Origin of the sequence: Kribbella sandramycini, assembly GCF_013131805.1 — a bacterium.
Taxonomy (GTDB): domain Bacteria; phylum Actinomycetota; class Actinomycetes; order Propionibacteriales; family Kribbellaceae; genus Kribbella; species Kribbella sandramycini.
This window is the reverse complement of the sequence record NZ_JABJRC010000010.1, coordinates 168,928-194,013: the sequence shown is the minus strand read 5'-3', so window position 1 is coordinate 194,013 and position 25,086 is coordinate 168,928. Positions and strand designations below refer to the sequence as shown.

At 67.9% G+C, this 25,086-nt stretch carries 21 protein-coding genes and 1 pseudogene; 11 read left to right on the top strand and 11 right to left on the bottom strand.

The window, feature by feature from the left end; all coding sequences use genetic code 11:
* Nucleotides 1-2: 2 nt before the first annotated feature.
* Both HPO96_RS32940 and HPO96_RS32935 read right to left on the bottom strand, forming a co-directional pair.
* A complete protein-coding gene (locus tag HPO96_RS32940) occupies nt 3-920 on the bottom strand; it encodes a helix-turn-helix domain-containing protein (protein WP_171678308.1) in 918 nt (305 codons plus the stop codon).
* Nucleotides 920-2,605, bottom strand: a complete 1,686-nt coding sequence (locus tag HPO96_RS32935) for a chitinase (RefSeq protein ID WP_171678307.1) — start codon at nt 2,603-2,605, stop codon at nt 920-922. Before HPO96_RS32935 ends, HPO96_RS32940 begins: the two co-directional genes overlap by 1 nt.
* Before the next feature lie 529 nt (nt 2,606-3,134).
* Between HPO96_RS32935 and HPO96_RS32930 the strand changes: the two genes are divergently transcribed.
* Nucleotides 3,135-3,959, top strand: a complete 825-nt coding sequence (locus tag HPO96_RS32930; RefSeq protein ID WP_238355755.1) for an HAD family hydrolase — start codon at nt 3,135-3,137, stop codon at nt 3,957-3,959.
* A gap of 291 nt (nt 3,960-4,250) precedes the next feature.
* Here the strand turns inward: HPO96_RS32930 and HPO96_RS32925 are convergent, their stop codons facing one another.
* Entirely contained in the window at nt 4,251-5,027 is a 777-nt protein-coding gene (locus tag HPO96_RS32925) for a Fic family protein (RefSeq protein WP_171678305.1), read from the bottom strand.
* 24 nt (nt 5,028-5,051) lie between these two features.
* On the opposite strand from HPO96_RS32925, the gene HPO96_RS32920 reads away from it, so the two are divergent.
* The 4 genes and pseudogenes from HPO96_RS32920 (at nt 5,052) to HPO96_RS32910 (ending at nt 9,746) form a co-directional block, all read left to right on the top strand.
* Nucleotides 5,052-7,073 (top strand): bifunctional glycosyltransferase/CDP-glycerol:glycerophosphate glycerophosphotransferase, encoded by a 2,022-nt coding sequence (locus HPO96_RS32920; RefSeq protein WP_171678304.1) that lies wholly within the window; start codon nt 5,052-5,054, stop codon nt 7,071-7,073.
* Between the two features lie 78 nt (nt 7,074-7,151).
* Nucleotides 7,152-8,837 (top strand): arginine--tRNA ligase, encoded by a 1,686-nt coding sequence (argS, locus tag HPO96_RS32915; protein WP_171678303.1) that lies wholly within the window; start codon nt 7,152-7,154, stop codon nt 8,835-8,837.
* A 93-nt stretch (nt 8,838-8,930) separates the two neighbouring features.
* A pseudogene (locus HPO96_RS39340) lies at nt 8,931-9,200 on the top strand (GNAT family N-acetyltransferase); the annotation flags it as partial.
* Nucleotides 9,189-9,746, top strand: a complete 558-nt coding sequence (locus HPO96_RS32910; protein WP_337796915.1) for a GNAT family N-acetyltransferase — start codon at nt 9,189-9,191, stop codon at nt 9,744-9,746. The pseudogene HPO96_RS39340 and the gene HPO96_RS32910, both read left to right, overlap by 12 nt.
* Here the strand turns inward: HPO96_RS32910 and HPO96_RS32905 are convergent.
* On the bottom strand, nt 9,735-11,198 hold the full coding sequence (locus HPO96_RS32905; protein ID WP_171678301.1) for an MFS transporter: 1,464 nt from the start codon (nt 11,196-11,198) through the stop codon (nt 9,735-9,737). The two genes, HPO96_RS32910 and HPO96_RS32905, sit on opposite strands and share 12 nt — an antisense overlap.
* A gap of 124 nt (nt 11,199-11,322) precedes the next feature.
* Between HPO96_RS32905 and HPO96_RS32900 the strand changes: the two genes are divergently transcribed.
* Nucleotides 11,323-11,904 carry a TetR/AcrR family transcriptional regulator gene (locus HPO96_RS32900; protein WP_171678300.1) on the top strand — a complete coding sequence of 194 codons (582 nt, stop codon included), beginning with the start codon at nt 11,323-11,325 and terminating at the stop codon, nt 11,902-11,904.
* Here the strand turns inward: HPO96_RS32900 and HPO96_RS32895 are convergent.
* Together HPO96_RS32895 and HPO96_RS32890 are read right to left on the bottom strand one after the other, a co-directional pair.
* On the bottom strand, nt 11,885-12,418 hold the full coding sequence (locus HPO96_RS32895; protein ID WP_171678299.1) for a dTDP-4-dehydrorhamnose 3,5-epimerase family protein: 534 nt from the start codon (nt 12,416-12,418) through the stop codon (nt 11,885-11,887). The two genes, HPO96_RS32900 and HPO96_RS32895, sit on opposite strands and share 20 nt — an antisense overlap.
* On the bottom strand, nt 12,415-13,635 hold the full coding sequence (locus HPO96_RS32890; RefSeq protein ID WP_337796909.1) for a DUF2786 domain-containing protein: 1,221 nt from the start codon (nt 13,633-13,635) through the stop codon (nt 12,415-12,417). Before HPO96_RS32890 ends, HPO96_RS32895 begins: the two co-directional genes overlap by 4 nt.
* A 102-nt stretch (nt 13,636-13,737) precedes the next feature.
* On the opposite strand from HPO96_RS32890, the gene HPO96_RS32885 reads away from it, so the two are divergent.
* On the top strand, nt 13,738-15,093 hold the full coding sequence (locus tag HPO96_RS32885; RefSeq protein ID WP_171678298.1) for an FAD-binding oxidoreductase: 1,356 nt from the start codon (nt 13,738-13,740) through the stop codon (nt 15,091-15,093).
* On the opposite strand, the gene HPO96_RS32880 is transcribed toward HPO96_RS32885, so the two are convergent.
* The 4 genes from HPO96_RS32880 to HPO96_RS32865 are packed head-to-tail and all read right to left on the bottom strand — an operon-like array spanning nt 15,090 to nt 17,484.
* A complete protein-coding gene (locus tag HPO96_RS32880; RefSeq protein ID WP_171678297.1) occupies nt 15,090-15,836 on the bottom strand; it encodes an SDR family NAD(P)-dependent oxidoreductase in 747 nt (248 codons plus the stop codon). The genes HPO96_RS32885 and HPO96_RS32880 overlap by 4 nt on opposite strands.
* On the bottom strand, nt 15,829-17,070 hold the full coding sequence (locus HPO96_RS32875; protein ID WP_171678296.1) for an AMP-binding protein: 1,242 nt from the start codon (nt 17,068-17,070) through the stop codon (nt 15,829-15,831). Before HPO96_RS32875 ends, HPO96_RS32880 begins: the two co-directional genes overlap by 8 nt.
* Complete coding sequence (locus tag HPO96_RS32870; protein ID WP_238355754.1) at nt 17,067-17,282, bottom strand: acyl carrier protein; 216 nt, start codon at nt 17,280-17,282, stop codon at nt 17,067-17,069. The genes HPO96_RS32875 and HPO96_RS32870 overlap by 4 nt, the downstream gene beginning before the upstream one ends.
* A complete protein-coding gene (locus tag HPO96_RS32865; RefSeq protein WP_171678294.1) occupies nt 17,275-17,484 on the bottom strand; it encodes a hypothetical protein in 210 nt (69 codons plus the stop codon). The genes HPO96_RS32870 and HPO96_RS32865 overlap by 8 nt, the downstream gene beginning before the upstream one ends.
* Nucleotides 17,485-18,100: 616 nt before the next feature.
* Between HPO96_RS32865 and HPO96_RS32860 the strand changes: the two genes are divergently transcribed.
* On the top strand, nt 18,101-20,383 hold the full coding sequence (locus HPO96_RS32860; RefSeq protein ID WP_238355753.1) for a DUF2339 domain-containing protein: 2,283 nt from the start codon (nt 18,101-18,103) through the stop codon (nt 20,381-20,383).
* On the opposite strand, the gene HPO96_RS32855 is transcribed toward HPO96_RS32860, so the two are convergent.
* The gene (locus tag HPO96_RS32855; RefSeq protein WP_171678293.1) at nt 20,380-21,954 is read right to left on the bottom strand and encodes a glycoside hydrolase family 10-like protein; all 1,575 of its coding nucleotides are present in this window, start codon (nt 21,952-21,954) and stop codon (nt 20,380-20,382) included. The genes HPO96_RS32860 and HPO96_RS32855 overlap by 4 nt on opposite strands.
* Before the next feature lie 83 nt (nt 21,955-22,037).
* Here HPO96_RS32855 and HPO96_RS32850 point away from each other — a divergent pair, with 83 nt between their 5' ends.
* Genes HPO96_RS32850 through HPO96_RS32840 form a run of 3 tightly spaced genes read left to right on the top strand, consistent with a single transcriptional unit; the run spans nt 22,038 to nt 25,086 of the window.
* Nucleotides 22,038-22,547 (top strand): GNAT family N-acetyltransferase, encoded by a 510-nt coding sequence (locus HPO96_RS32850; protein ID WP_171678292.1) that lies wholly within the window; start codon nt 22,038-22,040, stop codon nt 22,545-22,547.
* A complete protein-coding gene (pseI, locus tag HPO96_RS32845) occupies nt 22,544-23,596 on the top strand; it encodes a pseudaminic acid synthase (protein WP_171678291.1) in 1,053 nt (350 codons plus the stop codon). Before HPO96_RS32850 ends, pseI begins: the two co-directional genes overlap by 4 nt.
* A complete protein-coding gene (locus HPO96_RS32840) occupies nt 23,593-25,086 on the top strand; it encodes a class I SAM-dependent methyltransferase (RefSeq protein WP_337796908.1) in 1,494 nt (497 codons plus the stop codon). The genes pseI and HPO96_RS32840 overlap by 4 nt, the downstream gene beginning before the upstream one ends.

Below are 25,086 nucleotides of genomic sequence, written 5' to 3'. Positions count from 1 at the left end.
CGCTACCCAAGCAAGCCCCGTTGGCCGGCTCGGAGGCCGGCCTGGAAGCGCGTGGTGGCATCCAGGGCTTTGAGGATGCGTTGCATGCGCCGTTCGACGGTGCGCTGGGCGACGCCGAGGCGGCGGGCAATCGCTTGGTCAGTGAGGCCCGCGGCGGCCAACGACAGAAGCTGCTGGTCCTCGGGGGTCAGAGGCCCGTCAACGGGCACCGGCGTCAGCGGGGTGGCCTGGTGCCAGAGGACGTCGAACAGGCGAAGCAGGCCGTCCAGGAGCGTGGACGGGCCCAGTTCGACCACTATGTCGTGGCTGGTGGGCAGAAGGGCAGTACGACGGTCAGCCACGAGCATCTTGAGCGGGACATCGCGCAGCATCCGGCAACCGGTGGCCCGAGCGGCAACCAGGTCGCTGGGCTCCGAAAGCGATGCCATATCGAAGATCGTCCGATAGGTGACGCCGTGTGCCCGACGAGCTTCCAGCGGGACGACGACGTACGGCGGGCGATCCAGGACCAGCACTTCGGCCTGCGCGGCTTGCTGCGCTTGATGGAAGCGCTGCGCGACCGCTTCGGCACCACGGATGACCGTGAACGCGTCATGCCGAGCCCGGAACTCCGCAGTGAGTACGGAAGCACCGAGCCTGGCCTGGACGATCGCCGCCTGCTTGCGCAGCGCGAGTAGCTCGACCGCGGCTTCCGGCACAGCCGGTACGTAGCGGGCAGGCCGCCCGGGCATCCGGGAGGCCAGACCGAGGACAAGCAGGGACCGGAGGTGCCGGCCGACGCGAGTGACCGGCCAGCCGGTCTCAACCGACAGGTCGGTTGTCGTGGACTCCGGGCGGGCCAGAAGCGCCCGGTAGAGCTGCTCGTCTTCCGAGCAGACACCGAGCGCTTCCAGCACCGGAGCGGGGCGGTAGTTGTGCATCAGGGCATGGCGTCGATGTGTGGGCCGACTGTGTTCGAGAACTGGTTACCGTTCGTCGCATCCCAGTTCGTCGACCACGTCATCGCACCGCGCAGCGCGGGCCAGGTAGTACTCGGCTTGAAGCTGCCGCAGTTCGTCCCACGCGCCAAACAGTCCAGAGCGTTGTTGACGATCGTCGGCGAGACATAACCGCTACCGGCGCCCCGAGTCGATGCCGGCAGGCCAAGGCCGACCTGGTCCGGCCGCAGACCGTTCTGCAGCATGATGCAGGCCTGCGCGGTGATGAAATCGACCGAGCCCTGCGAGTACACCTGTCCGTTGCAGCCATTCATCGCGCCCGAGTTGTAGTACTGCACGTTGACGATCGTCAGGATGTCCTTGATCGCCAGCGCAAGCTTGAAGTACTCGAACGACGTGCTCTGCATGTCGATCGTCTGCGGCGCCATCGTGATGATCAGCCCACTGCCGAACTGGCTGTGCAGACTGCGGAGCGCCTGCCCCATGTACTGCGCGTTGACGCCGTTCTCGAGGTCGATGTCGATCCCGTCGAACCCGTACTCGCGGAGCACCGTCAGCGCGCTGTTGGCGAAGTTCGTCGCCGCGGTCGCGCTGCCGACCGAGATCGTGCCGCGCTCACCGCCGACGGACAGGATGACCCGCTTCCCGGCCGCCTTCTTCGCAGCGATGTCAGCCTTGAACTGCGCGACGGTGTAGCCGTTCAGCCCGGCGCTGTCGAGCGTGAAGGTGATACCGCCCGGGCGAGCAGGGTCCGCGTCAGCGAACGCGACAGCGATCAGGTCGTACGCCGCCGGCACGTCGGAGATCCTCTGGACGGCAGCGCCGTTGTTGAAGTTCTGCCAGTACCCGGTCAGCACGTGCTTCGGCAGGCTCCCACCTGGGTTGGTCGGCCCGGTGGTCGTCGTACCGGACACAGTCGCGCCGTACGGCGAGCAGTTGCCGCTCGGGTCGCATGCGCGCACCTTGAAGCTGTACGTCGTGGTCGGGCTCAGCCCGGTCGCCGTCCAGCTCGTGACGTTGCCAACGCTCTGCGGTGCATCCGAGCCCCGGACGACGTCGTAGTGGTCGATGCCGTTCGCATCGGTCGCGGCGGACCAGTTGAGCTGCAGGGTGCTCGACGAGGGACTACCGACGGTGAGCCCACCCGGAGTGGTCGGGGGCGTCGTGTCCGGCGTCCCACCCGGGCCGTCCAGGACGACGTCGTCCACCTGGAACGGCGGGAGGCCGTACCAGCCGTGCAGATAGATGGTGACCGAAGTGGCCGACGCACCGCTGGTGAACGGGACAGTCAGCTGACTCCACGAACTGCTGGTCGTCCAGGTCGACGGGCCGCCGTCGACACCCAGGTACACGTTGGAGCCGGTCACCCAGGCGGACAGCGTGTACGCCGTACCGGGCCGGACCGGAATGGACTGGCTGCACCGACCGATGTCGGAACCGCTGGGCGCCGACTGCAGCGCGTGCGAGCCGGTGCGGGCAGTTCCGGTGACGCTGCCGGCTGTGCACTGCCAGCCGGAGAGCGTCCCGGTCTCGAAGGAACCGTTGACGACGAGGTTGGTGGCGGCGGACGCCGTCCCGGAGAGCAGGGTCAGGCCCGTGAGGGCGAGGACGAAAGCGAGCAGGCTGGAGAGGACCGCTGCCTGGGGGCGGTACGCAGGCGGTTTCATGATTTACAAACTGTGGCTGCGTAACTACATTGTCAAGACCCTGCATAAAGTGAACGCGCTCTCACGGGCAGGAAAGTGAAGAATGTACAGATTCCGCCCGGTGAAACCCGATCCGGCCGAGACCACTCCAGATGGAAATCGCGGGCCGAACAGCCGCCATGGCGAACCATCAGGTGGAACGACACGAGCCGATCAGCTGCGAAAGGGCCGACCTGGCTGAGGAAAGGCGACGGCCCCCGGCGGGGGGGTGACCGGGGGCCGTCTTCGGCCACGGGCTCGGGGGGAGGAGCCGGGGGCCGTTCAGGAGGCGACAGTCTGCCACTGTCAGGAGGTATGTACCCCCCGAGTTCGAACTCCACACATCTCAGTTCTGTTGCAACCAAGTGTGTGTCTGCCCGAGCGTCGCAGCCGGCGGAACACCGCTCGCGACCAGTGTCACTGTCACACTGCTCAACAGTCTAACCGTCGAGTGGCCAACACAAAAGCCCGGGCCCCTCGGCGTTTCTTCGCGGTGCCTATGCTCGTCCTCATGGAGCCCGCCGAACAGCCCTCAGGACCGGCCCGGCCGGCCGCCTTCTTCGACCTCGACAAGACCATCATCGCGCGCTCCAGCACGCTCGCGTTCTCGCGCCCGTTCTACGCCGGCGGGCTGATCAACCGCCGGACCGTGTTACGCAGCGTGTACGCCCAGTTCGTCTATCTGCTCGGCGGCGCCGACCACGACCAGATGGAGCGGATGCGCGAGTACCTGTCGGCGATGTGCACCGGCTGGGACGTCGAGACCGTCAAGGCGATCGTCGCCGACACGCTGCACCACATCGTCACGCCGATGATCTACGAGGAGGCCGTCGAGCTGATCGACGGCCACCACGCGGCCGGCCGGGAGGTGGTGATCGTCTCCACGTCGGGCGCCGAGGTGGTGGAGCCGATCGGCGCCATGCTCGGCGCCGACCGGGTCGTCGCCACCCGGATGGTAGTTGCCGATGGCAAGTACACCGGCGAGATCGCCGAGTACGCCTACGGCCCGCACAAGGCGACCGCGGTCCGCGAGCTGGCGGTCAGCCAGAACTACGACCTCGCGAACAGTTACGCCTACTCCGATTCGATCACCGACGAGCCGATGCTGGCGGCCGTCGGCAACCCGTTCGCCGTCAACCCGGACAAGGCGCTGCGCCGGCTGGCGCAGTCCCGAGACTGGCCGGTACTGGATTTCAGCCAGCCCGTCGGTCTCACCGAGCGCTCCCGGTTGCGTGAGGTCCGCCGGCCCGCGGTCGCCGCCGGCCTGGTCGCGGGAGTCGCCGCCGGAGCATTCCTGCTGGCATCAAGGCGGCGTTCCAGATCATCGGTCGACTAGCCCAAAGCTGAAGCTTGCTTCATTCTTATCAACTCCATGAAGACGCCGTATCCCCTTCACAGGAAGGGTTTTCAGGAGTACAAAGGAAGTACAAAGGATCTTCGGATCCGGTAGAGATTGCACGGCAGTCAGGTACCCACGCGGCGACCAGCCCATCCCAACCGGGCAGCGCGATCCAGGCTCAGTCCTGTGACGGCAGACAGGTGCACGCATGGTAACCAGGATGGCGTGCCAGCGACGGCGCTCTCCCCGTGAGAGCGCCGTTCGCATTTGTCAGTAGCGCAAGGGTTTTCAGCGCGCCAGCGGTGACCGCTCGGCTCCGAGGGCAACCACTTCGCAGGAGCGGAGCAACCAGTCCCGGACGCCGACCAGCCCCGACGCTGCGTAGTCGACCAACCCGGGCGCATAGGTCGCCGACAACTCCCAGTGACCGAGCTCCGGAACCGTGACCGCGACCGGATCGATGCCTCGGGCAACTAGTACGGCGCGCTCGGCGGCCCGGGCGACCAGTCCGTTGGCGGTCGGGAACGGCCGGAGGATCGCCAGCTCGGCGTGCACGATCGCCGCGGCGACGAGACCCGGCGCCTTCGTCGGCCGGGACAGGTTCTGCGCCAGTGCGCTCAGCCGCTCCCACATCTCCCCCGCACTCGGCGCCGGCGGCAGACCGGGGATGTCGTCCGGGAGCGGCTCGCGGGCGGTCCGCAGGTGGCCGAGCGTGGCCTCGGGCCCCAGGTCCGCCCCGGCCAGCTGGTGCAGTCTGGTCCAGACCTGCACGGGCGCGGTGTCCACCTGCGGAGCGAGCCGCATCAGTTCGCCAGTGATCCGGACCGCTCCCGCCACGAGCCCGTCCGCACCGCTGTCCCGCCGTACGTCGTCCAGCGTCGCAGCGCTGCCCGCAAGCGCCGCAGAGGCGTGCGCGCCACGCAGTAGCGCCTCAGCTGTCATGTCCGAGCCGACCTTGCGCAGTCCGCGGTCCCGGAGCAGCACGTCGACGGCGTCCCGTGCCGCGCGAGCCGACGAGCCGACCCCCTCCAGAGCGGCCAGTGGCTCGAACACATCTGTCGTCATAGGTGCAGCCTAGGATGAGGTCGTATGGCGCTCGGTATCGTCCCCAGGTTCAGCATCGTGGTTCCGTGTCATGCTGCGCGGGCCTGGTTGCGGCCGTGTCTGGACTCGGTGCTGAGCCAGTCGTTCACCGACTTCGAGGTGCTGGGGGTCGACAGCGCCGACCCGGACGACTCCGGGCGCATTCTGGACGAGTACGCCGCGGCTGACCCCAGAGTGCGCGTGCTGCACCTGGAGGACAACGTCGGGCCCGGTCTGGCCCGGAATGCCGGGCTGAAGGCGGCCCGCGGTGAGTACGTGCTGTTCCTGGATGCCGACGACCTCTACCTGCCCGGATCGCTCGCAGCGATCTCGGAGCGGATCGACGCGACCAACCGGCCGGACATCGTGCTGTTCGACTACGAGCGGATCTTCTGGGACGGTCGCCTCGTCGGCAACCAACGGCACGATGCGTTCGCCCGGGAGGGTGCCGGGGTGTTCACCGCCGCCGAGCGCCCGATCTTCCTCACGTTCCTGGAGGTGGTCTGGAACAAGGCCTGCCGCCGGGACTTCCTGGTTCGGCACGGTTTCGCCTTCACCGCGGGTTTCTACGAGGACGCTCCCTGGACGTACTCGACCATGCTGACCGCAGAGCGGATCGCGACGCTGGACCGCGTGGTGGTGCACTACCGCCAGCACCGGACCGGCCGGAACATCCACGCGACCAGTGGTCGCCGGCAGTGGGACATCTTCGACCAGTACGACCGCGTGCACGCCTTCATCCAGTCCGACCCAGAGTTGGCCGGCTGGCGGCGGTTCGCGTTCGACCGATCGCTGGACCACATTCTGGCCGTTCTGGCCAAGCCAGAGCGGATCGACCCGGACGACCGCGCAGAGTTCTTCCACGCGGCCCACGCCTTCGCCAAGCGCTGGAAGCCCGAGGGCTACACCACAGATCGGTCCCGGCGCGGCTTCAAGCGCTGGCAGCTCATCCACGACGACTATGCGACGTACTCGACGCTGAAGCTCAGCGCCAAGGTGCTACAGCTCCCGAGCCCGCGCAAGACCGTCGGCAAGCTGCTGCGGCGCACCAGCCTCGACCCGAACCTCGCCGCGTACGCCGCCCTCGGCTGCACCCAGTACGCCGGGAGCCCGCGAGCGATCTACGAGAAGGCCGCCGAGCTCGCGCCACAGGTACGCGGTGTCTGGGTGATCGAAGCCGACCATCTGGGCGCCGTCCCGGAGGGGGTCGAGTACGTCGTCGCCGGGTCGCCCGCGCACCAGAAGCTAGCCGACCGGGCGACGTACTTCGTCAACGACACCAACTGGGCAGCTGCCCTGCAGAAACGCCCAGGGCAGCTCCACCTGCAGACTCAGCGCGGTACCCCGCTCGAAAAGGTCGCACCGGTCCGCGACCTGCACCTGGTCGACCGCTGGGACTTCAACCTGTCCGCCAACCGCTACTCCTCGGAGATCTGGGAGCGGATCTACCCCTCCTACTTCGAGCAGCTCGAGTACGGCTCACCACGGAACGACCGACTGCTCACCGCGACAGCCGACGAGGTCCGCGCCGTCCGGTCGGGACTGGGCTTCGACGACAGTCAGCTCGTCGTCCTGTCCACAGTGGAGGATCTGGAGGTTCCGGAGGGGACAGTCATCGGTCTGTCCGCCGGACCGCGGATCGAGGAGCTCATGCTAGCGGCGGATGTTCTGGTGGCGGACTGCTCCGCCCTGCTCTTCGACTACGCCAATCTGGACCGACCGATCGTGCTGCTCCTCGACAGCGACCGGCCGGCGACCTACTTCGATCTCGCCGAGCTGCCTCCGGGGCTGGTGGCGCATTCCCGCGCCGAGCTGACCGCTGCGTTCCAGAGCGGTGCCTTCGCGGCGCCGGAGGCGGCCAAACACCGGCAGCTGTTCCGCGAGCGGTTCTGCGAGTACGACGACGGCCGGGCCGCGGAGCGCGTCGTACAGCGACTGTTCGGTGACGCGGACGCCGTACCGCCGATCACTCCGTTGGCGGAGCGCAGTCCGGCGCCGTCGGCGTACTGGAGCCGCCTTCGTGCATAATGGCTGACATGCGACGACGACGTACGGCCTGAACACCTCAGCTTCCCTGTTCACGCACGTCGTCTTGAAGGACTTCTCATGTCCGCTGTTGTGTCTGTGCTTTCCACCAGACTGTCCAACGCCGCCGCCACCGCATTCGGTACGCCGCTCGACCCCGAGCTGCGGTCTGCGACCAAACCGGAGTTCGGCCACTTCCAGAGCAATCTGGCGCTGCGGCTCGCCAACCAGCTCGGTACGCCGCCGCGGGCCGTTGCGGCCCGTCTGGTCGAAGCGCTGGACGTCGACGACCTGTGTGAGCCACCGACGATCGCAGGGCCTGGTTTCGTCAATCTGACCTTGCGGTCCAGCACACTGGCGGCCACAGTCAACGAACGGACGCCGTTCGCGCCGCGCGACGAGACCGTCGTCGTGGATTACTCACAACCCAATGTGGCGAAGCAGATGCACGTCGGCCACCTGCGGTCGACCGTGATCGGTGACGCGCTCTGCAACGTGCTGGCGTACGTCGGCTACCGGGTCGTCCGGCAGAACCATGTCGGCGACTGGGGCACGCAGTACGGGATGATGATCGAGCAGTTGCTCGAGGAGCAGCTGAACGCCGATTCCCTTGATCTGCAAGGGCTTCAGGAGCTCTACGAGCGGAGTCGGCGGCATTTCGACAGTGACCCGGCATTCGCCGACCTGTCCCGGTTGCGGGTCGTCAAGCTGCAGTCAGGCGATCCGGACACCAGGGCGAGCTGGCGGCGGATGGTGGAGGTCTCACTGGCCGATTTCGAGCAGGTGTACGCGCGGCTCGGCTCTGGGCTGCAGCGGGCCGATGTGGTCGGTGAGAGCGCCTACAACGACGACCTGGCCAAAATCGTCGCCGAGCTACTGGACGCCGATCTGCTCACCGAATCGGATGGCGCGCTGTGCGCTTTCCTACCGGGCTTCCACGGCCGGGACGGCCAGCCGCTCCCGGTCATCGTGCAGAAGTCGGACGGCGGTTTCGGCTACAGCGCAACCGACCTCGCCGCGATCCGGCACCGGGTGGGCTCGCTGAAGGCCGACCGGATCGTGTACGTCGTCGACCACCGGCAGGCACTGCACTTCGAGATGATCTTCACGCTCGCGCAGGCCGCCGGCTGGTTGCCGCCGGATACCAGTGCCGAGCACGTCAGCTTCGGAACTGTCCTCGGTCCGGGCGGAAAACCGTTCAAAACCAGGGCCGGCGGCACTGTGAAGCTCACCACGCTCCTCGACGAGGCGGTCGAGCGGGCGGACGCTCTGCTCGCCGACCGCACCGGCATCGACCGCTCCGCGACCGCCACCGCCGTAGGCATCGGTGCGGTCAAGTACGCCGACCTGTCCAGCGACCGGGGCAACGACTACGTGTTCGACCTGGACCGGATGGTCGCAATGACCGGCAACACCGGCCCTTACCTGCAATACGCCCACGCCCGGCTGACGCGGCTACTCACCAAAGCCGGTGAAGCGTCCACCACAGTCACAGTCCTCGACCACCCAGTCGAACAACGGCTAGCCCTGCTCCTGACCGGCTTCGCTGACACCGTCGTCCAAGTCTCAGAAACCCTGCAGCCACACCGCCTCTGCACCTACCTCTACGACGTGGCCGCTGCCCTGTCCGCCTTCTACGAGCAGTGCCCAGTACTCACCAGTGCAGGCGCGACCCGGACCAGCCGAATCGCGCTCTGCACAGCCACCCGACAAGTGCTGCAGGACGGTCTCGGCCTCCTGGGCATCGCCGCACCTGACGCGATGTGACTCCGAACCAGGCAATTCGGTCGTCGGCGAACCCGCCTCCTCACACAGTCGCGCCATGGAGACGTTGAGGTCGACGAGCCGCATCTCGATGCGGAGCGGCACACGATCGGGTTGTGGGTCGGCGAGCAGATGGTCGGTTACGCGAGGCTCCACGCGTCCACTTCGGTCGTGGACGTCGATCGGGTGCAGGTCGAGGGCACTGTGCACCCGGAGTGGCGCCGGCGCGGTATCGGGGCGGTATTGATGCAGTGGCTGATCCAGGGTGCGGCCGAACACCACCGGGTGACGTTTCCCGAGCATGCGGGTGAGGTACGGGCCAGCACGAAGGACACCGTTGTCGGCGCTGTCCAGATGCTTCAGGGGCTTGGCTTCGAGGAGTCCCGCTACTTCTTCGACATGAAGGTCCCGCTGGCGGAGCCGATCGCCACTCCGGCGATTCCGGACGGTCTACGCCTGGTGCGCTTCGACCCGGCGTACGACGAGGCGACGCGGGTCGCACACAACGCGGCGTTCCTGGACCACTGGGGCTCGACGCCGCGCGACCCGGCGGCATGGAAGAGCTCGGTGACCGGCAGTCGGCCGTTCCGGCCAGAGGTGTCGTTCCTGGTGCTGGACGGCGACACGGTGGCGGCGTACGCGCTGGGGTACGAATGGGTCGCCGACACCGAGGCGACCGGTATTCGTGAGCTGTACGTCGGTTTGGTGGGCACTCGGCGGGAGTACCGCGGGCGCGGGCTGGCCCGGCTGGCGTTGGGAACTGTGCTGGCCGAGGGCGTACAGACCGGGTACCAGCGGGCTGCGCTCGGCGTGGACGCCGACAGCCCAACCGGTGCCCTCGGTCTGTACGAGGGTCTCGGCTTCTCCGTTCACGGCAGGTCGATCACCTACCGGCTGCAACTAGAAGTGTGAGTCGACCACCACAGGCTGCTCTGCCGGCGTCGGCTCGGTCTTGCGGCCGAGCCAGGTCCAGGGTCGGACGGTGATCACGATCATCGCCAGGCTGAGGACGGCGTACACCAGCGAGCCCAGTAGGGCGCCGTGGACGCCGTCGGTGAGGACTTCGCGTGGCGTGGTGCCAGTGGAGTCGCGGCTGGCTGTACCGAAGACAGTGACGAGTACGCCGAGCCCCAGCGCGCCGCCGACCTGCTGGACGACGTTCAGCAGGCCGGACGCCGCTCCGGAGTCTTCTGGGGCGACACCGGTGATGGCCCGCCCGACCAGCGGAATGAACAGGACTCCTGCTCCGAGACCGAACAGAACCATCGGCCCGACTACGTCGGCCAGGTAGGTGCTGCGCTCGTCCAGCTGCGTCAGCCAGGCTGTGCCGGCGGTGATCAGCAACGACCCGGACAGCATCAGCTTGCCGCCGTCGATGCGCGCCACCAGCCGCGGCACGAACCGGGAGGCGGCGAACAGTAGACCTGTCATGGGCAGAAAGGCCAGACCCGCCGCCAGCGGGCTGAGCAACAGCACACCCTGCAGGTACTGCGTCAGGAAGAAGAACATCCCCATCATCGTGCCAATCACCAGCAGCATGGTCAGGAACGCTGCCGACCGTGGAGCTGAGCGGAACAGCCGCAGCGGGACGATCGGGTGGCTGACGCGGCGCTCGATCAGCACGAACGACACCAGCAGCACCGCACCAGCGCCGAACGCGGCCAGCACCTCGCCTGCGGTCCAGCCGATCTCGGCGACGCGGATGAAGCCGTAGACCAGAGAGGTGATGCCCAGAGTCGAGGTGAGCGCACCTGCGATGTCGAAACGGCCCTTCTCCGGCGCTGTCTCGGTGAGAACCTTCCGAGCCGCGACGACCAGCGCAATGCCGATCGGCACGTTGATGAACAGACCCCAGCGCCACGACACCCAGTCGGTCAGCATGCCACCGAGGACCAGGCCGACACTGCCGCCACCGGACGAGACCAGGCTGTAGTACCCGAGCGCCTTCACCCGCTCCGGTCCTTCGCGGTAGGTGAGCATCATCAGGGTCAGTGCGGCGGGCGCAGCGATTGCGCCGCCGATGCCCTGCAGGACGCGGGCGGTGAGTAGCAGCTCGGCGTTCGGGGCGAGCCCGCCGAGCAGGGAGGCGAGCGTGAAGACGCTGACGCCGGTGATGAAGACCCGGCGGCGGCCGAGCAGGTCGCCGGCGCGGGCGCCGAGTAGCAGCAGACCGCCGAACGCCAGGGCGTAGGCGTTCTGCACCCAGGACAGGCTGGACGGGCTGAAATCGAGAGCGTGCTGGATCTTGGGCATCGCGATGTTCACGACGGTCGCATCCAGGATCACCATCAGCTGGGTGACCAGGATGACCGCCAGCAGGACACCGGGCCGCCGCGTGGGCGTGCCCGTACCTGTTGCCGACATAGTGCTCCTCACCCCGCAGGGCTATAGTTGAAAGAGAAAGTGGAGGGCCCCTCCGAATACAATACGGAGGACACCTCCGCTTTGCAAGCGATATTCTGCGCGCACCCACGGACAGGAGGGCCGGATGGCGCCGACGCCGCCGCCGTCGATGCGGCCGACCCGCGCGGATGCCGCGCGCAACTACGACCTTCTGGTCACGGCGGCCCGCGCGAGTTTCGCCGAACACGGCACCGACACCTCGCTGGAAGAGATCGCCCGCCGGGCCGGCGTCGGTATCGGCACGCTCTACCGCCGCTTCCCGAGCCGGTCTGCGCTCCTCGAGGCCGTCTACGTCGACGAGATCCAGTCGGTCTGCGACCGCGCGTACGACTTCGACCGGGAGCTGTCGCCGTTCGATGCGCTGGCGGCCTGGCTGCGCAGTTTCGTCGACTACGGCCTGGCCAAGAAGACGCTGGCCGGTGAGCTGCTGGCCGCGCTCGGTAAGGACTCGCCGTTCTTCTCGGCCTGCAAAACGAACGTTCAGGACGCCGGTGAGTTGCTGCTGTCCAAAGCCAAAGCCAGCGGCGACATCCGCCCCGAGCTGGAGCTGGCCGACGTACTGCGGCTGGTCGGCGGCATCACGCACACAACGCCGCAGCCGAAGCCCGATCAGGCGATGCGGATGCTCGACATCGTGCTGTGCGGGCTCAGACGAGCTGCGCCCTGACCTCTGTCAGCGGCGGGTTTGACGCGTCCCGGTCGGTGTAGCTGAGCTCTGCGCGCGGGAAGGGCCAGCGGATGGCCAGCTCCGGGTCGAAGGGGTCTACCGTGATCCGCTCGGGTGACCAGGTCTCGTTCACCAGGAAGTTGTAGACCGTGTGCGGCTCCAGTGTGCAGAACGAGTTACCGCAGCCGCGCGGTACGTAGAGCGCCTCCCCCGGCGCGAGCTCGAAGCACTCGACCTGACCGAACTGCGCGTTCGCGCGCAGCTCGACGATCGCCACGAACAGCCGGCCGGCGGATGGCGCGAGGTACTTGTCCCAGGGTTCGGCGTGGATACCGCGCAGCACGCCGGCCCGGTCGATGGCGAGCACGTTGTGCTGGACGACGTCGTACGCCGGACCGCCCGCGGCGAGCAGCTTGTCGCGGTGGAAGCTCTCCACGAACCAGCCGTCCGCGTTCAGCTGCAAATCCAGCTCGATGCGCAGGAGGCCCTCGATCGAGGTCGGGTGCGCCTTCATCGACGCACCTGCCGACGGGCCTCGAGCTGCGCCTGGTCAGCCGCGGAGAGCCCGGCCTCCCAGCCGGCGCCGTTGGTGATCCGCGTCCGGCGGGTCGTCGTGTTCGGGAACAGCTTGGTGAAGAGGGCCTCCACCTGCTCCTCGCGGCGGCTCAGCACCGGGAGCAACCGGCCTGCATCTGCATCGGAGACGGCCGCCTTGGTCTCGGCGGCGGCGGCCTGCAGACGCTCACCGATCCGCTGCGCGTAGGCCATCAGGAACGACTGCCGGAACGAGCGGGTCCGGGATTCGCCGCGGTGACCAAAATGCTTGCCAGCGGCAATCATTGCGCGATTGGCCTGGACCAGCAGCGAGGTCGCGAGCAGCTCGGTGAGCTGCAGGTCGAGCTCGTCGCCGACGATCGTCACCACGTCGAGCTGGTCGATGATGACGGTCCGGCAGCGGTTGGCGTCGGCGACCGCGCCGACCAGCTGAGCCTTGGCCGAGACGTACGGTGTGTCCAACCAGATCCGCCGGGCGGCCGAGTCGTCCGGGATCTCGACCGCTGGGCCTGCGTCGACCAGCGCCTGATCGAGGGAGAACTTGGCCATCAGCTCCTGCGCCTTCCCGGACAGCGCCTCGGCCTCGTCGGGGAAGTCGGTCGCCTCGGCCTTGGCAAGCAGCGCGCGGATCCGGGCCAGCATCTTCGCGTTCGCCGGTACGGCGGGGCGGTCGCCGGCGGTTCGGCGTACGGCGGCACCGGGGCGCGGGAAGAGCTGGGCGAGCGGCGGCAGGGTCTGTAGGAAGCCGGCCAGCGACAGTGTGTGATGCAGGGTGAGGTAGCGGCCGACGCGCTCGGCGGCCGCCCAGGCGGTCAGATCGAGCACGCCGAACGGCTGCCCGACGCCGAGATCGGTCAGCTGGTCGAGCCAGCGCGGATCGATCGTCTCGGCCTGGTACCCCTGATGCTCGGCGGAGATAGCGGCCTGGAGCAGCTTCTCGACGCCAGGTTCGAGCGTGCGCCGGCTGTGCTGAGCGACATCCGCCGGCGTCCAGCCGCGCTCCCAGGCGGTGCGCAGCAGGCCGGTCAGAAAACCGCGCAGGACGCGATCCATTTGCAGCTGATCGCGTTCGTCGTACGCTCCCAGGAGGGCCAGCTGCTGATCGGCGCGATCGTCGCTGCGGGCAACGATCGCGGCCGCCATCGGGAGCAGGCGCAGGATCTCGTCGTCGCTCACGCGCAGAGTCTGACACGGATTCGGCGCGAAGATCTGCCCGAAAGGACTCCGCCCCGGTCGGCCCGCGGATCTACTTTGGCGACAACGGATCGGGGAGGAAGCATGCTGGATTTGGCGGGGACGGTACTGACACCCGGGCAGGACGGGTACGACGACGCGCGGCGGCTGTGGAACGCGCAGCACGACCGGCGACCGGCAGTGATCGCGCAGGTGCAGAACGCAGCAGACGTGCAGGCTGCGGTGCGGTACGGAGTGGAGAACGGGCTGGAGATCGCAGTGCGCGGCGGAGCGCACAGCATTGCCGGAGCGTCGTCGGTCGACGACGGTCTGATGATTGACCTGAGCGCGCTGAACAGTGTGACGGTCGACCCGGAAGCCCGACGGGCGCGCGTAGGCGGCGGTGCGTTGCTGCGCGACCTGGACGCGGCTACGCAGGCGCATGGCCTGGCAGTACCGGCCGGAGTGGTCAGCCACACCGGAGTGGGTGGGCTGACGCTCGGTGGCGGTATGGGGTGGCTGACACGCAAGTACGGGCTCAGCATCGACAATCTGGAGTCGGTACAGATCGTCACCGCCGACGGCAGCATTCTGCGCGCAGCTGAGGACGAGAACCCGGACCTCTTCTGGGGCGTGCGAGGCGGCGGCGGGAACTTCGGTGTGATCACAGAGTTCGAGTTCCGGCTGAGCGAGGCCGGTCCGATGGTCAACTACGACCTGCTGTTCTGGACGCTCGACCAGGGCGCCGACGTACTGCGGCTGGCGCGGAAGCTGTACCCAACGCTGTCGGATGACACGAACATCGTGGTGGCCTGTCTGAACGCGCCGCCGGCGCCGTTCGTCCCGGAAGACCTGCATTTCGCACCCGGCTACGGTCTGGTCATTGTGGGCTTTGGTACGCCGGAAGAGCAGGCTGCGCTCGTCGAGCGCATTCGCACTGAGCTGCCGCCGGCGTTCGCTTTCGGGACACCGATGCCGTACACCGCGCTGCAGCAGTCACTGGATGAGGCGAACGGGTGGGGGCACTACTCGTACGAGAAGGGGGCCTATCTGCCGGAGCTGACCGACGAGGCGATCGCAGTGATCACGGAGCACGTGCCGCGCAAGCAGTCGCCGTTGTCGGCCACGCTGTTCTACCGGCTCGACCGCGCGTACTCCGCGGTCGACGATGACGCTACGGCTTTCGGCGGCAGCCGGACCGACCAGTACGCCGTGTTCATCGTCGGGCAGGCTCCGGTGCCGGAGTTGTTCGACGCCGAGCAGCAGTGGGTGCGGTCGTTCTGGGAGGCGCTGCAGCCGGCGACGTCCGGCATCGGCAGCTACGTGAACGGCATGACCGAGCCGGAGGACGCGCGGATCCGGGCGACGTACGGATCGAAGTACGAGCGGCTTCAGCAGTTGAAGGCGAAGTACGACCCGGACAACGTGTTCCACCGGAACGCGAACATCCGGCCGGCCTAGATCGACGCGGCGCCGTCGATGACCAGCACCTGACCGTTGATATTCGTGTTCTCCAGCAGAAGCATGCGGACGACGGGGACGACGTCCTCGGGCTCGGTCAGGTGACCGGTCGGCGTCCGGCGGACGATCTGGTCCAGCTGGGTCTGGCCGAGTACTGCGGACATCTCTGACGCGAAGAAGCCTGGCGCTACGGCGTTGGCCAGGACACGGCCACCGAGCTCACGAGCTAGTGAGCGGGTGGCCGCCTCCATGCCGCCCTTGGTCGCCGAGTAGGCGACGAGACCCGGGTAGCCGCGCTGGGCGCAGATCGAGGTGACGTTGACGATGCGGCCCTTCAGCCCCTTGGCCAGCATGCGGCGCAGGACAAACCGGGTCAGCAACAGAGGCGCGGTCAGGTTGGTCTGAATGATGTCTTCGAGCCGCTCGGGCGCGGTGTGGACGTGCAGCGAGTCCTGACCGATCGCAGCGTTGTTCACCAGGCCGTCGATCGGGCCGAGCGTCGACTCCACGGTTTTCACGAAGGACTGCGTGGCTTTGGCGTCGTTGATGTCGACAGAACCGGCGTACAGCTGTTCTGGGTACTTCGCCGTCAGCTCAGTGAGCTCTGGGGTCACAGTGCGCGCGAAGGCGGCTACTTTGACACCTGAGGTGAGGAGGTCGGTGACGATCGCCAAGCCGAGGCCGCGGGAGCCTCCCGAGACCAGCACGACCGAAGCGGGCGGAACGGCGCTGGGCTCAGACATCACTCTTCAGGGTCTCCTTCTGCGGGATGGCGTCCAGGAACTTGATCCGCCGTGGGACGCCGTAGTCCGGCAGGCGGCTGGAGCACCACTGCACCAGATCGGCATCTGTGATCGGGCCGAGCGAGTTGTTCGTGACGACCTCCGCTGCGACCATCCGGCCGACCAGTGGGGCCTTGCGGGCGAACACCCGGGCCCAGGACACCCCTGGGTGTCCCATCAGCACGTTGCGGACGACGCCGGCCGACACCTTCGAGCCACCGACGTTGATCTCGTCGGTGTCGAGGCGACCGGTGATGAGGACGCGATCGGCGTCGTACTCGACTCTGTCGCCGGTATGGACCGCACCGACCATACCGGCGCCGTGGTGCGGTGAGCGGATGACCAGCTCATCGCCGTCCACCGAGAGCATCGGGCGATCCGGGTCGGGTTTGCGGTCCAGCCAGGCGCGCGGGAAGCCGGCCTTGCCGTCGTGGACGACGATCGAGGCGCCGACCTCGGAGGAGGCGTAGATCCACGAGATCCGGGCCTTGGGGAACAGGTCGCGGAGCTGGTCGAGGATCGGCTGGTCGACCGGCTCACCGCCGAGGGTGATCTGCTCCAGCGGGACGGAGGCGAGGGCGTCGGCGTCCCGGTAGATGGCCTGCCGCCAGAAGGTCGGCGTACCGGAGGCGGCGGTGACGCCGTGCTCGGCGGCGATGGTGGGCCAGTCGTCGAGCTCGTGCGGCTCGATCGCCACCAGGCCCTGGTCCGCCTGGGTCAGGGAGAGGGTGACGACCTGCCACCAGGCGTAAGTGCCGGGCGAGTAGGGCAGCAGCCAGGTACGCGGCGGCTGGTCGGCCGTCACTGTGGTCAGCGTCTCGAGGGTGTGACCGATGCGCTTCGGGCGACCGGTTGAACCGGAGGTGAGTAGCCAGGCGCGGCCTGACTCCTCAACACGCTTCAGCCGGGCCGGTGTGACGTCGCCACCCGGCAGAACGACGGCGAAGCCGGACTCCCCGAGCTCTTCGCGCATGTGCTCGTCGACGCGGGAGCTGGTCGCGACCAGCAGCTCCGTGCCGTGGACTGCGTGGTGTCGGAGGGCTGCGAGTGCGTCTGCGCCGTTGTCGACCAGTACGGCGGCCGGGGAGGGCAGCTGCGGGAGCTTGTGCAGAGTCCGCCAGGTCAGGCTCTTGCCGGCGACGACGACGGTGTTGTCGTCACCGATCAGCGCGGTGGTCCGGCGCCGCGTACTCACGCGGACTGGAGGTGCTCGATGAAATCCAGTACGTCGCCGACGGTGGAGATCCGGCGCAGCCCGGGGGCATCGAAGTTCAGCTCGTCACCCAGCTCGTCCTCCACGCGGAGGGCCAGCTCGGAGAAGTCCAGCGACCGGAAGCCGATCGTGCGCAGATCGGCGCTGTCGTCGGCCGGTAACGACCGGCCTTGCGCGGTCATCACCTCACCCATCAACTCCCTGACCCTGTTCCGCGCGACCGCACTCATGGTCCCAGAGCCTAGCCTGCCCCGTCCGGCGCCGCAGAGCCGATCTGAGCCGCTTCACCCGGCTGGAGATCTCCCACCCGATCAGTGCGATCAGCGGGCCCGCCGCCGCGATCGCGGCCAGCAGGACCTCCTCGACCGGCAGGCCGGCGATGTGGAAGGTGACCATGGGACCTCCCCGATGCGTGCGCTCGCTGGGAGGTTACCGAGTGTAAACGCGATCCTTCCGCCGGTAAACGCCTCGGAGCGTGGACTCCTTGCCTACACTCTTCCGGGTGACGCCAGCCGACGACGAGGACCCCAAGACCGCGTCCGAAGCGGTTACCCAAGAGCTCCCCGCCGTCCCCGCGGCCGCCACCCCTGCCCCAACAGGCAGCCCCGCGGGCAAACCCGCCAAACGTTCGTGGCGTCGTCGATCCCGCACCAACACCCCCGAGGCGGGCGGCGCGAAGGGGGCTGGTGGGGGCGGGGGGTCCAAGGACGGTTCGGGTGGTGATGCTGTCGCCGGTGGCTCATCTTCTGGTCCCGCGGAGGCTGTGTCGTCGGACACTCCTGTGCCCGCGGGAGGAGTGAGCGCCAAGGGGGCGGAGGCTGGGGCTGGGGCTGGGGCTGGGGCTGGGGCTGGGGGGCGGCGGGGGTTTTGGCGGGGGCGGCGGCGGGGTGGGAGTGGTGGGGTTCGGGGGGCGGCGCTGGTTAGTTCGCCGGTTTTGGGGGTGGGGTGGTTTTTGGGGTTGGGGGAGCATCCGGCGTGGATGGCGGGGGCTTACCTTGCTTATTTTGTTTTTGTGGTGGCTGTGCCGGGGGTGGTTTTCTGGCGGCGGTTGACGGGTGGGAGCGGGTGGTTTGCGGTTGATGTGGTGTTGGGGGCCGGGCTGGGGCTGGCGGTCGAGGCGCTGATCTATCCGGTGGGGATGGTGTTCAGCATGCCGTTTGCGGCGTTGCTGATGCCGGCGCTGGCGTTCGGGATGCACCGCGGGTTGCCGCGGGCTCCGCGCGCGGCGCGGGCTACGCCTTGGTGGGCAGTTGCTGGGGTGATGGTGGCTGTTGGGGTTGCGGCGGCTTGGTTCGTGCGGGTCGGGTCGCAGCTGATCCCGCTGAACGGGCCGGCGGCGCTGCGACCGAACTCGGATGCGCCGTACAACCTGGCGATCGCCAGCGAACTGACGCACCACTTCCCGCCGCGGATTCCGTACGCCGACGGCCGGTGGCTCACCGGCCACTGGGCGGCGTACGACCACATCGCGTCCTCCCACTGGATCACGACCGTTCCGCTCGACGTGCTGACGCACCGGATGGCGCCGTTCGCGTGGATCCTGATGACGGTCGTCGGCGCCGCGGCGGTGGGCATCGTGCTGACCGGGCGCGCAGTGGCGGCTCCGATCGCGGCTGGTCTGACTGTGGCCGCGGGAGACCTGACAGCGTGGCCGTGGGCCCTGTCTGATCGCACCTTCGCCGACGGCCCGTTCTCCCTTGGTCAGCTGACGAATCCGGCCCAGGCGTTTTCGACGGTCCTACTACTACCGCTCATCGCGACCACTGCACTGCTACTGCGTCGCAAACCCGGCCAGTCCAAGTCGTACGTGTTCCGACTGCTCGTCACGGCCGGCGTCCTCATAGTGGCCCTGGCACTGACCAAATCGACCGCACTGCCCGTCTACGCAGCAGGTGTCGCCGCAGCGTGGGTCTACCTGACAGTCCGCGCCCGTCGGCTCAACCTGCGCGCGCTGGTCCTCGGCATCAGCATCGCCGCCGCCTACGCGGCGACGTTCTTCGTCGTCCTCCGCGGCACCCCCGCCGGAGCCCGCTTCACCCCGGACCACCTGTTCGACAAGCCGATCGTCGGCGCCGTGCTGCTCGTCGGCTGGCTGATGCCCGCAGTGGGCGCGCTACTGATCAGAAGCCGCGTACGCCGCGACCCGATGCCGATCTTCCTGGTGTTCGGCCTACTGAGCGCGGTCACCGCAGCAACCCTCCTGTACGTCGACGGCCAGGCACAGCTCTTCTTCGTCCGCACCGGCTTCATCTTCGGCGTACTGCTCGCCGCCTGGGCCCTCAGCTCACTGGAGCGCAAGCAGTACTGGATCGCCGCCGTCGCGCTGCTCATCGGCGTCGCAGCGATCTACTGGGGCCGCTACCGCTCTCCCGACTCCTGCACGACGACCAACTGCTACGGCCAGAGCCTCGCCGTCGCGCTGGTGATCGCAGCGCTCGGCATCGGCCTCTTCGGGCTGATCCTGCGCGGCTCCCGGCGGACGTGGGCAGTCATCGCGGTCGCCGTCCTGCTGGGCACCACGGCGTCCCCCACCGTGGAGTCGCTGCAAAAGTTCGCGAAGCCGCCGCTCACGGCGTACGAGTCCATCGCGCCGGGCGGGATCGAGGCCGCGCGTTTCATCCGGCGGAACTCCGGCTCGGACGACCTGATCGCGACCAACGTGCACTGCCACCAGCCCGGTACGTCGCGCTGCCTGGCCGGCTCCTACTGGATCGCCGGGTACGCCGAACGTCGGGTGCTGGTCCAGGGCTGGGCCCATCAGACCAGAGTCGACGACACCTACCCCGGCCGCGCGCAGAGCCCGTACTGGGAAGAGGAGCGGCTTCGGCTCAACGACCAGGTGTTCACCAAGCCGAGCCGCGACCTGCTGGAGACGCTGCGCACGCAGTACCGCGTGCAGTGGCTGTTGCTGGACACGCGTGTCGGAGAGGCGCCGGAGGAGCTGGCCAAGCTGACTGAGCTGCGTTTCGAGCTCGGAACGGTCCGCGTCTACCAGCTCTATCAACTGGCACCGACGAACCCGGCACCGACGCCAGGCCAGAGTCAGACCCCGGGCTTCCCGACACAGAGTCAGACCCCCGGTTTCCCGACCCAGAGTCAGACCCCGGGCTTCCCGACCCAGAGCCAGACGCCGGGCTTTCCGACACAAAGTCAGACGCCCGGCTTCCCAACCCAGACGCAGAGCTTCCCGACCTCGGGCCAGACCCCAGGGCAGACGCCAGGTCAGACACCCGGCCAGACGCCGCCCTTCCCACCCGGTAGCGGACCGAGCAGCCCGTTCACACCAGGCGTTTAGCGCAACGAGAGCGTCGGAATCGCGATGCTCTGGTTCGACAGCCGGTCCAGCGCGGCAACGGAGTACAGGTAGAGCTTGCCGGGCACGGCCGTGCTGTCGACGTACGACTGCGTAGCTCCGGTCGACCGCAGCGTCGCTACCAAGTTGCGCGCGTCGTTGTCCGGGCAGTGGTCGCCACTCAGCAGCTCGCGCCGATAGACGGCGTACGACGTGGTGTCAGCCGACGTCCGCCGCCACTTGAGTTGCACGCCGCTGGCGCCGCGGGTGGCGTGGACGGCGATCGGCGGCAGCGGCGGCCGCGAATCGAGTTCGGGCATGGCCGGAATGAGCGCAGGCCGGGTGTACCAGGTGTTGTTGAGCAGAGTGGTCGCACCGAGCCGGTCCGCGCGGACATCCTTGGCCGAGAAGAAGATGTTGCCCTTCACCTCCGGAATCGCACTCCCGAAGGCCATGTGGTCGCTCAGCTCGGCCGGGTCGGCCCAGTCCGGCGACTGCGTCGACGTACCGACCTTGTACGTCGCCTCCCCGATGTAGAGGTGGACCCGCGTCCCACGGACCTGTTCGGCCCACCACGGCACGATCTTGTTGTAGTCGGCCGGAGCGAACCCACCGGCCCAGTAGACCTGCGGAACGATGTAGTCGATCCACTCCTCACGCACCCAGCGCCTGGTGTCCGCAGCGAGGTCGTCGTAGGTCTGCACGCCCGCAGTGGTGTCGGTGCCTTCCGGATCGGTCGCCTTGTTCCGCCAGACGGCGAACGGTGAGATGCCGAACTTCACCCACGGCTTGACGGCCTTGATCTGCTGCTGCAGCTCCTCGATCAGCAGATCAATGTTGTTCCGTCGCCACGACTTCAGATCCGGGAAGCCGGCGCCGTACTGCGCGTACGTCGCGGCGTCGTCGAAGACCTGACCAGCCACGGGGTACGGGTAGAAGTAGTCGTCGAAGTGCACGCCGTCGATGTCGTAGCGCGACACCGCGTCCATGATCGCTGCCTCGACCAGTTTGCGCGCGGCCGGGATGCCGGGGTTGTAGTAGAGCTTCCCGCCGTACGTGACCACCCAGTCCGGGTTCTGCCGCGCCGGGTGCGTCGGCACCAGCGTGTTGATATCAGTGCCCATCGAGAGCCGGTACGGGTTGAACCACGCATGTAGCTCCAGGTTGCGTTTGTGCGCCTCTGCAACCGCGAACGCCAGCGGGTCGTACCCGGGGTCCACTCCCTGCTTGCCGCTCAAGTACTGCGACCAGGGCTCCACCCTGGACGGCCAGAACGCGTCCGCCGTCGGCCGCACCTGCAGGATGACTGCGTTGTGCCGTTGCCGGACGGCGTCGTCCAGCCAGCTGATCAGCTCGGCCTGCTGCTGGGCGGCACTCAGACCGGTTTTGGACGGCCAATCGATGTTCACCACCGATGCGACCCAGGAAGCTCGGAACTGCCGGAGTGGTGTGGTCTGGCTCGGCACGCACTTTCCGTCATCCGCAGCTGGCACGGCGGACGCCGTACTGGGCAAGCCGCCCAGCAACAGACCTGCGGTGGCACCGAGAACGCCCATGGCACGCCAGACTCTCATGTCACTCTCCGACATCGTCTCCAGGTGGATTGGAAAGATGTTTACACAGAAGGCGGCGACTGAGAAGGCGTTAGGTTAGAGCCATGTTGCGGGCCGCCACGGACAACGATGTCGACGAGATGCGGAGGCTGCGCAACCAGCAGGCCAACCGCGAGGTGAGTATCACCAGCCACGAGATCGGCGCCGCGGAGCACGCGGCGTGGTGGGCGAAGGCATCGGGCGATCCGGCCCGCCGGGTGCTGATCTACGAGCGCGACGGCGGGACGGCCGGCGTGGTGAACTTCTTCGATCTGGAGGGCGCGGCCGGTGCGTGGGGGTTCTTCCTCGACGCCGACGGGCTGGCCGAGCGCGGCGAGACGCTACCCGCGTGGATCGAGGTGATGCGCGAGGCGACGGCGTACGCGTTCGACGAGCTGGGCCTCGACGTGCTGACCGGTGAGGTGCTCGAGCACAACACCGTCGTCCGGCAGATGAACCGGCGGTTCCGCTTCACCGAGGGCACGCCCGAGCGGCGGTACGCCGATGGCCGTGAGCTGACTGTGATCCCGATCAGCCTGCGTCGCGAGGACCGGAGACAGGGGAAGAAGGCATGAGGACCACCATCGAGATCGGCGGCGTACCGGTCGGGCCGGAGCACCAGCCGTTCGTGATCGCGGAGATGTCCGGGAACCACAACGGCGATCTGGAGCGCGCGAAGGAGATCGTCCACGCGGTGGCCGAGTCGGGCGCGCAGGCGATCAAGCTGCAGACCTACACCGCGGACACGATGACACTCGATGTGGACCTGCCGGCCTTCCGGCTGCCGGCCGAACACGAGCTGTGGGGCTCGGCACGGCTCTACGACCTGTACGACGAGGCGCACACGCCGTGGGAGTGGCACGAGCCGCTGTTCGAGCTGGCCGCGTCGCTCGGGCTGGTCGCGTTCTCGTCGGCGTTCGACCAGACGGCGATCGACTTCCTGGAGAAGCTCGAAGTCCCGGCGTACAAGGTCGCGTCGAACGAGATCGGCGATCTGCCGCTGGTGCAGGGGATGGCCGCGACCGGCAAGCCGATCATCATCTCGACCGGTTCCGCGACGCTGACCGATATCGATGCCGCCGTCCGCGCCGCGCGGGCGACCGGGAACGAGCAGATCATCGTGCTGTCCTGTACCGCGAGCTACCCCGCGCCGCCGGAGCAGTCGAACCTGCGCGGCATCCCGGTGCTGCGCGATGCGCTCGACGTCCAGGTCGGCCTGTCGGACCACACGATGGGGATCGGTGCGGCGGTCGCTGCGGTCGCACTGGGCGCGACGGTGATCGAAAAGCACGTGACGTTGAAGCGGGCGGACGGCGGGGTCGACTCGGCGTTCTCACTGCAGCCCGAGGAGCTGGCGGCGCTGGTCGAGAACACACGCGTCGCGCAGCTTGCGCTCGGCCGGCCGGTGATCGGGCCGAAAGACGCCGAGCAGAACGTACTGCGCTTCCGCCGGTCGCTGTACGTCGCACAGGACGTTTCGGCCGGAGACGTGATCACTCGGGAGAATGTGCGGTCGGTGCGACCTGCGGGCGGGCTGGCGCCGCATCTGTTTGCTGAGGTGCAAGGGCGCGTGTTTCGGGCTGATGTGCCAGCTGGGACGCCGTTCACCTGGGACCTGTTGTGAGCGAGTACCTGCTGTTTCCGGGGCGGCATCATGTTCTGACTCGTTTCCAGGGCGAATTCCTCCGGGAGCACGCGGCCGGGCGGACAGTGGTCTGGGCGGTCACGTCGGCGAACCATCGGACGACGAAGCGGAATCCGATCGGTTTCGATCGGCGCCAGGCCGCGATCGAGCGGTTCAGCGTGCTGGAGGGCATCCGATCGCTGGTCGTCGGCGTGGTGGACACACCGCCGACCGACGAGTTCGCCGAGGTGACGGTCAAGGCGATCGAGGCGGGTACGGACGACCTCGTGCGCCTGACGCCGGCGAACACGGTGGTCGCGTGTTCGACCCCCGAGGTCAGCAAGCTGTACGAGCGGCTCGGGTTCGTGGTGATCGGGGTCGAGCCCGAGGGCGTCGTCCGGCCGTGGGACGTCCTGCTCATGGTTGCCGCTGGCAATGAATCGTGGCGTTCGGAAGCACATCCGGCGACGGTGGACGTCTTCGAGCGGTACGCGCTGGATGCGCATGTCCAGCGCTGCGTGAACGACCCCGTGGTCGGCGACGACGGCGGTCTGACCACCACGCGGGACTACAAGACGTACGCCGATGCGTTCGAAACCGCCGCCGATCGGAAGTGGGCGCAGATCCGCGAGTTCGTCCGCCCCGGGCGGATTCTCGACATCGGGTGTGCGACCGGGGCGACGTTGCAGCTGGTCGACGCCGACCCGCGCTTCCACGAATCGGATCTGATCGGCGTCGAGGTCGCGCGGCATCTGTACGCCGAATGCGTGCACAAGAAGGAGCAAGGGCGGTTCGCCAACCCGAACGTCTACTTCTACCAGCGCAACATGCTCGGCTCGGCAGTCTTCCCGCCGCGCTCGATCGACACCACGCTGACCCTCGCGCTCACGCACGAGATCTGGTCGTATGCCGATGGGGCGCGCCCGGAGACCGTGCAGCGGTTCGCCTCCGCCCTGTTCGCGCACACCGCGCCGGGTGGGGTGTGGATCAACTCCGACGTCTGCGGGCCCGCCGAGCCGGACCGGCCCGTCGTGTTGGCCCTGGACGACAGCGACGGGCTGAACCCGGCCGAGCCGGTGGAGCTGGAGTCGTTCGACGACCCCGCGGCGTACGTCGGCGGGTTGTCGACGCGCGCCCGGTTCTTCCAGTTCGCCCAGGACTTCCGGCGGAACGCGCGCGTCCCCTTCGAGTACGCCGTCCAGGACGGCCGGCTCGTCCTTCGACTGGCCGACGCGATGGACTTCCTGACTCGCAAGGACTACGTCGACAACTGGCTCAGCGAGACCCATGAGCAGTTCTGCGGGCTGAACTTCGCCGGCTGGGCGGACGTCGCCACCCAGGCCGGGTTCACCCTCGATCCGTCCTCGAAGCCGTGGCGCAACGATTGGGTGATCGACAACCGGATCGCACCGGTCGCCGCACTCAGCAGCCTGGACGGCGCGGAGCTCGACTGGCCGGACACGCACCAGCTCCTGATCGCCCGGCGCTGA

What these genes read in the sequence shown, in the direction of transcription:
- HPO96_RS32885 (WP_171678298.1), top strand. Translation starts at nt 13,738, where the DNA reads ATGCTGGATTTGGCGGGGACGGTACTGACACCCGGGCAGGACGGGTAC.
- HPO96_RS32870 (WP_238355754.1), bottom strand. Translation starts at nt 17,282, where the DNA reads ATGGGTGAGGTGATGACCGCGCAAGGCCGGTCGTTACCGGCCGACGAC.
- HPO96_RS32925 (WP_171678305.1), bottom strand. Translation starts at nt 5,027, where the DNA reads ATGACGACAGATGTGTTCGAGCCACTGGCCGCTCTGGAGGGGGTCGGC.
- HPO96_RS32930 (WP_238355755.1), top strand. Translation starts at nt 3,135, where the DNA reads ATGGAGCCCGCCGAACAGCCCTCAGGACCGGCCCGGCCGGCCGCCTTC.
- pseI (WP_171678291.1), top strand. Translation starts at nt 22,544, where the DNA reads ATGAGGACCACCATCGAGATCGGCGGCGTACCGGTCGGGCCGGAGCAC.
- HPO96_RS32900 (WP_171678300.1), top strand. Translation starts at nt 11,323, where the DNA reads ATGGCGCCGACGCCGCCGCCGTCGATGCGGCCGACCCGCGCGGATGCC.
- HPO96_RS32880 (WP_171678297.1), bottom strand. Translation starts at nt 15,836, where the DNA reads ATGTCTGAGCCCAGCGCCGTTCCGCCCGCTTCGGTCGTGCTGGTCTCG.
- HPO96_RS32865 (WP_171678294.1), bottom strand. Translation starts at nt 17,484, where the DNA reads ATGGTCACCTTCCACATCGCCGGCCTGCCGGTCGAGGAGGTCCTGCTG.
- HPO96_RS32895 (WP_171678299.1), bottom strand. Translation starts at nt 12,418, where the DNA reads ATGAAGGCGCACCCGACCTCGATCGAGGGCCTCCTGCGCATCGAGCTG.
- HPO96_RS32850 (WP_171678292.1), top strand. Translation starts at nt 22,038, where the DNA reads ATGTTGCGGGCCGCCACGGACAACGATGTCGACGAGATGCGGAGGCTG.
- HPO96_RS32935 (WP_171678307.1), bottom strand. Translation starts at nt 2,605, where the DNA reads ATGAAACCGCCTGCGTACCGCCCCCAGGCAGCGGTCCTCTCCAGCCTG.
- argS (WP_171678303.1), top strand. Translation starts at nt 7,152, where the DNA reads ATGTCCGCTGTTGTGTCTGTGCTTTCCACCAGACTGTCCAACGCCGCC.
- HPO96_RS32855 (WP_171678293.1), bottom strand. Translation starts at nt 21,954, where the DNA reads ATGAGAGTCTGGCGTGCCATGGGCGTTCTCGGTGCCACCGCAGGTCTG.
- HPO96_RS32905 (WP_171678301.1), bottom strand. Translation starts at nt 11,198, where the DNA reads ATGTCGGCAACAGGTACGGGCACGCCCACGCGGCGGCCCGGTGTCCTG.
- HPO96_RS32920 (WP_171678304.1), top strand. Translation starts at nt 5,052, where the DNA reads ATGGCGCTCGGTATCGTCCCCAGGTTCAGCATCGTGGTTCCGTGTCAT.
- HPO96_RS32910 (WP_337796915.1), top strand. Translation starts at nt 9,189, where the DNA reads ATGCTTCAGGGGCTTGGCTTCGAGGAGTCCCGCTACTTCTTCGACATG.
- HPO96_RS32940 (WP_171678308.1), bottom strand. Translation starts at nt 920, where the DNA reads ATGCACAACTACCGCCCCGCTCCGGTGCTGGAAGCGCTCGGTGTCTGC.